The organism is Cyanobium sp. BA5m-21, assembly GCF_024346235.1.
GTDB lineage: Bacteria > Cyanobacteriota > Cyanobacteriia > PCC-6307 > Cyanobiaceae > Cyanobium_A > Cyanobium_A usitatum.
Map to the genome: position 1 here is coordinate 1 of NZ_JAGQCO010000083.1, position 5,898 is coordinate 5,898.

General features: G+C 64.4%; 3 protein-coding genes. 2 read left to right on the forward strand and 1 reads right to left on the reverse strand.

Translation table 11 applies throughout. The annotated features are described in order from the left end of the window. Positions 1-5,012, reverse strand: a 5,012-nt coding sequence (locus KBY72_RS13920) for a beta strand repeat-containing protein (protein WP_261361249.1), incomplete at its 3' end; no start/stop codon positions are given. A 166-nt stretch (positions 5,013-5,178) separates the two neighbouring features. Between KBY72_RS13920 and KBY72_RS13930 the strand changes: the two genes are divergently transcribed. Both KBY72_RS13930 and KBY72_RS13935 read left to right on the forward strand, forming a co-directional pair. Then, complete coding sequence (locus tag KBY72_RS13930) at positions 5,179-5,313, forward strand: hypothetical protein (RefSeq protein WP_254993824.1); 135 nt, start codon at positions 5,179-5,181, stop codon at positions 5,311-5,313. Continuing rightward, positions 5,294-5,898: hypothetical protein (locus KBY72_RS13935; RefSeq protein ID WP_254993825.1), on the forward strand; the 605-nt coding region annotated here is incomplete at its 3' end. The genes KBY72_RS13930 and KBY72_RS13935, both read left to right, overlap by 20 nt.

A 5,898-nucleotide genomic window follows, 5' to 3' on the forward strand; every position in this document is an offset into this window, starting at 1 on the left:
GAGGTCACCTTCCCCTTGGAGGTGAGGGGCTTGTCGGCGGGGTCTGGATCGGTGTCGTTGGTCAGCAGGTTGCCGGTGGCATTGCTGCCGGGGGTGGTGTTGGAGGTGCCGCCGGCTTCGACGGCGTTGCCCGTGTCATTCACCGCCACGGGAGGGCGGTTGGCCACCAGGATCAGGGTCTTGCTGCTGAGGTAGTCGTTGACGCCGCCATCACCATTGCGTTCTCCATTGGCGGCGCCTGAGCCGCCGGGGGTGCTGCTGCCGGTGCTGTTGCCGCCACTGCCAGTGGGCGTGCCAGTGCCCGGCAGGCTGGTGTAGGTGACCTGGGCGGTGTTGGTGAGGGCAGTGCCCGGTGGCAGGCCGGCGGAGAGCACACCTCGGTAGGTCAGGGTGACGCTCTGGTTGATGTCCAGTTCAGGGATCAGAACTGAGATCCGATCGGCCAGTCCATTGCTGCCACTGAAGATCGAGTTATCGGTGGTCGCCGGAGCACCCGTCTGGCTCTGAACAATCGTTGGAGAACCGCTGAGGTCGAAGTTGAGCCCCAGGGCATCGAGGTTGTCGTCGATGAAGAGGTTGAACGCCTTGGCCGTGCCCGTGTTGCGGACAACGACGGTGTAGACGAGGGTGTCGCCGGGGGTGGCGTTGGCATTGCCAAGAACCCCTGTTTTTTGGAGCGCAACAGTCTTATCGGTCTGAAGGTTGGGCTCCAGCACCGACAATGGGGTTGCATTCGATGTGGTCTGCACGGGTTTGCCTGAGATGCCCGCGCTGGCGATGAAGCTGTTGGTGAGGGTGACGCCTGCCTGGTTGCCCGCCACGTTGGCCACGATGGCGTTGAACTCGACGATCACCGACTCGATCTGTGCGTCGACGGTGTTGAGGTTGATGATCTCCCCCAGGTCCCATGACAGCGACTGACCAGAGACCGTGGGCACAAACGTGGCGGTGGGAATCACCGTGTTGTTGTTGCCGGCGCTGGGGAGGTAGTAGGGGGTGATCGGCCCCAGGCTCCAGCTCAGGTCTGCTGGATTGGTACTGACGAAGGCCAGGGTGGCGGTGTTGTCGCCCAGGAACCTGAACCCGCTGGGCAGGTTGTCGACAAAGGACGTGTTGCCGATCGTGCCCTGGGGAAGACTTGTCTGCAGCCGGAAGCGCACGATTTCACCGATCGCTACCCCATTGCCGCTGGTGTGGGCCTCGGAGGTGAGCCGGGTGCTCTTGATGGGACCCAGGGCCTGACTCACCACCGACCGGCTGGCGTTCTTGCTGTAGTTATTGACCCCGCCGCTGCCGTTCCGCTCACCGTTGGCCGCACCGGACGCCCCTGGGATGGTGCTGCCGGTGCTGTTGCCGCCGCTGCCGTTGGGGGTGCCGCTGCCCGGCAAACCGGTGTAGGTGACGTTGGCGGTGTTGGTGAGGGTGGTGCCGGGTTGAATCCCGGTCAGCACCACGCCCTTGTAGGTTAAGCTGAAGCTCTGGCCACCATTGAGCCGATCGATCTTGAGTTGGATCTGATCCCCCGTCGCTGCGCTGGAGCCACTGGTGACGGAGTTGTCGACGATTGAGCTGGTGCCGGACGGCAAGGTGCCGGGCAGGGTGACGCTCTGCAGGTCAAAGTTGCTGCCCAGGTTGCCGAGGGCATCGTTGAGCACGAGATCGAAGGCATCGGCGCGGCCCGCCGCGTTCTTCACCGTGACCGTGTAGGTGAGGGTGTCGCCCGCTTGCACATTGCTGGTGGGGCTGACGGCCTTGGTGATCGTGATGTTGGGCTCAGTGATCGTCACCGCCGCGGTGCCGCTGGCAGAGCCGGCCTCGTAGCTCACCGTGGCGGTGTTGGTGTGGGTGATGCCGTTGCTGTTGCCACTGATGTTGGTGACCAGGGCGTTGAACTCGAGCGCGATCGTGTCGTCGATCGTGTTGTCGCGGTCGCTGTTGGTGAGGTTGCCGAAGTCCCAGGTGAGGTTGGAACCGTCGATCGTTGGGGTGGTGGGCGTCCGGGAGCCACTCACCCCGGAGGAGAAGATCGGGGCCGAGGCGGTGCCGTCGTTCAGGAAAGACAACCCGGTGGGGAGGGCATCCACCAGCTTGAAGTTGGTCAGGTCCCCCTCGGGAACCGTGACCTGCACCCGGTAGCGAACGATCTCGCCGATGGCGACGTTGCTGCCGCTGGTGGAAGCCTCCGAGGTGGAGACGACCGACTTGCTGACCGTGGCGTTCCGAAGCGTGATCGTGGCGTTGTCGATCAGCTCTATGGAGCCGGGTAGATAGCCCGTGCCCCCTGAGGGCACGTTGGTGTAGTCCTCCAGCTCGCCCACGTTTGTGAGCTTGCCGTCCACCAGCTGGCCGTAGGCGCCCGGATCGACGGTGGCATCGAAGCTCACCACGGCGATGTTGCGGCCGCTGCTGGCGTTGTAGCCGTCGATGGCACCGCCGCCGACGCCATTCGCGTCAGGGAGTGTTGGGCCGGGGTCGCTCAGCCGGACGCCAGTGGCGGAGAAGATCTCCGCTTGGCTGGCGGCCGTGCCGCCGGGCCGGGTGTAGCCAATCAGGGCACCGCTGCCGTCAACGATGCGCAGACTGCCGGGGGTGAAGCTGAGCCCGGCGGGCAGCTCATCGCGCAGCTGCACGTTGAAGGCGCCGCGGTAACTGGTGCCGATGTTCTCGATCACCACCACGAAGCGGACGGTGTCGCCCGCATCGAGCCCTATGACGTTGGAATCGAGGGCGCCGTTGTTGACGGTGCCAGTGGAGCCGTTGCCGCCGGCCACGCTGATACCGCCGCTGCTCACCGTGCCGGTGAAGGGCACAGTGCCTATGGATGCCGGGAAGGTGGCGCCTCCCGTGTTGAGGGTGGGGCTGTAAGTGACTCCTTGGGCTCCGGTGAGGCTGTCGCGGCTGGTTACAACAATGCCCTTGCGAATCTTGAGGTTGGGGGCCAGCACCTCGCCGGTGACCGCCGACACCTGGGTGGGGCGGCTGACACCGTTGGAGTCAACGGTGCTGGCACTGGCGATGTTGGTGATCGGCAACCGATCGCTGATGGCCGCACCACTGACGGTGACGGTGTAATAGAGGTCAACCGTGGTGGGGGTGTTGCTGGAATCGCTGGTGTTGGCGATCGTCGCCACCAGATCGTTGACCGCTGGTCCGGCCTGCAGCGAGTTCCCCACCAACTGGGGCGCATTGTGCTGGCTGCCATAACTGAAGGAGCCGGCCGGGGGAAGGCTGCCCGGGATGCTGACGGTGGCGCCGTTACTGAAGAACTCGAAGGCGGTGGGATTCGCGCCACCGCGGGCCTCCTTGTCCACGTCGTAAACCGGCGTGGGCAGGTAATCGCTCAGGTTGAAGCCCTGAATGTCCCCCGTGGGGAAGGTCACCTTGATGCGATAGGTGACCGTGTCGCCCGGAGTGAGCACCAGGGGAGCGGAGCCGAGGGCCTGGCCGTTGCGGGCCACCACCGTCTTGGCGGAGCCGATGTCGGCCACGTTCAAGTTCACTGAGCTGGTGTCGCTGACCAGGCGGTTGGTGTCGAGGAAGCCGCTCAGCAGTGGCTCCTGGATGTCTCCCTGCAGGGTGACGTCGTTGCCCAGCTTGTCGCCAGCTTTGATGTTCTGACCGGCGACTTTCGGGGCAGTAAAGGCGTCGTCGACGCTGGCTGTGAACGTGATCGTGCCTTTGGTGGCACCTGCTGTGCTGCTCCTGACCCGTCCGCCTTGGAGAATGCCGTCGTCGCCGACTGATTTCAGCCAGTTGCTGAGATTGAAGCTGAGGCTGTCCTTGCCATCGACGCCGGTGCCTGCAACATCAGGCAGGTAGCTGATATAGGCCTGATCGAATGCGACGTTGCCGCCGCCGGTGCGGGAGTTGCCCTGCTCCTGCAGGCTGATCGTGGCGCTGCCGGGGGTATAGGTGAGTCCGTCGCCGAGCAGATCCTTGACGATCAGATCGCCGAAGGCGAAGTAATCGGAGATCTGGAAATTGAGGGTGAAGCTGACGCTGCCGCCCGGCACCACCTGGCTGGTGCTGGCCGCCTTCTGGATCGCCAGGGCCCGGGCGGTGATCGTGTCGCTGGCGGCGATGTTGAGGTTGACGCTCCCACTTGGGGCGTTGGCCCAGCTTGTGGTGGCGGTGGCGGTATTGATGTAAGTGATCGCCCCGCCGGTGGTGGGGTCGAGGGTGTTGGGAACGTAGAAATTGATCTGGGCGGCAGCCTCCTCCGGGCTGGTGGTCCCGGTGGTGGGGCCGCCGTAGTTGATAACGATCTGGTTGTTGCCCGTGGCCGTGGGGTTGCCCACCGGCTGCTGGGTGAGGGTGCCAGTCAGCTTCAAGCTGGGGTTGATGGCCAGCAGGTTGAGATCGTTGGGCAGGGTGTCGCTGAACACCAGGTTGTTCAGCTGGACCCCATCGGCGATGTTGGCCGACAACCTCCAGAAGCTGCTGAAGTTGGGACCGGTGACCGTTTCCGACTCCGCAAGGTTGCTGCTCTTGCTGAAGGTGAGCGGCGTGGGCACCACCTGTCCCGCCACGTTCGGGGCGCTGATCGGCGGATCCGTCAGCGGGTTGTTGAGGGGATCAGTGCCGAGGGCGTAGCCGCCGCCTGCCCGCAGGGTCACGGGCCCGAGGGTCGGGGTGGTGGGCTTGACCGTCACCGGCAAATCCACCACCAGTTCGGGGGCCGAAGCCACGTAGCTGCCCACGGGCAGCTGCCAGATCAGCAGCGTGTCGGGGGTGGCGCTGGTGAGGGTGACCCCGGTGATGGGGTTGATGAGGGTGTACGGACCACTGGTGCCGCTGCGGGTGAAGGTGTAGGTCTGCGTGGTGAGGGTGAGCCCGGCCCAGCTGGCGGTCCCGAAGCTGAGGTTGTTGCTGGGGGCGGTGACCTGGAGTTCGAGCCAGGGGGAGAAACCCGTGGCGGCCGTCTCATCGAAGGTGAGGCGCAGGCTGCCTGTGTCCCCGTAAAGCAGGCTCAGCGGTGCTGGGCTAAGCCCGATGACGGGGGAAGGGGCCATGAGAGATTGCGCTACGCCAGATAGGCATCAACTTACCAAGTAATGCCCACCCCGCGGCACGATTTGGACAGCGATTCGGTTGGTGGTCTCTGTTTTTTCTTCTTGTTGCCCAGTCCTGGTTCGCCTTTGGAGTTGATCCGCTGACCTGCTCCTCATGGAGCTGGTCATGATCTATTTTGTCTTTGCAATTGCGGCATCAGCAGTTGTAGTTGAAGGCATCAAGCCTGCCGCGCAAAATCCGGCGGAAGCACTCAACCCAACTCAACCCACCCTTTACAGGCATGGCGACTTCATTCCGTAACACCATCTGGCTGGGGGTCGCCGCCGCTCCGCTGCTGGCCCTCTCCCTGCCGCTTGCACCGGCCAGGGCCGCGATTTGCCCCGATGGCACCGAGGCGGAGTTCTGCTTTCCGCCGCCGGTTGTGCCTCCAGTGGGGCCGGTGGTGCCTTTGGCGGTCAACGTCTATCGCACCGACGCCCGCCTGCAGCCCCTGGGCCTCGCCCGCAGCTGGCAGGTGTTCGGTCGGGATCTACTGGAGATCCTTCCCCAGAAGGTGCCCTTCGATCCGAATGTGGATCATGGGATCGATGTAAACCAATACACGGTCGCGGGCCCGGAAACCACATCCGATCCCGCCTTCCGCTTCAGTACCGAACCAGGTGCTTACTACGCAGAGCGCACCGGCTGGCGGCTGCGGGTGTTCGGGGATGGCTTCGGCGGTCCCGTGGTCCGCTCGGGCGGATCGGTGGGCACCTCCTCCTTCGACGGGGCCCAGCTGGGCCTCCGGCTCGATTACGCCTTCAGCCGTGATCTCGTTGCCGGCGTCTTCGGACGCTTTGGTCAGGGCTCGGCCGATGGAGGCTCCCTGTTCATCAACGGCACCAG

Coding starts and splice junctions, on each gene's coding strand:
- KBY72_RS13930 (WP_254993824.1), top strand. CDS start 5,179: ATGATCTATTTTGTCTTTGCAATTGCGGCATCAGCAGTTGTAGTTGAA.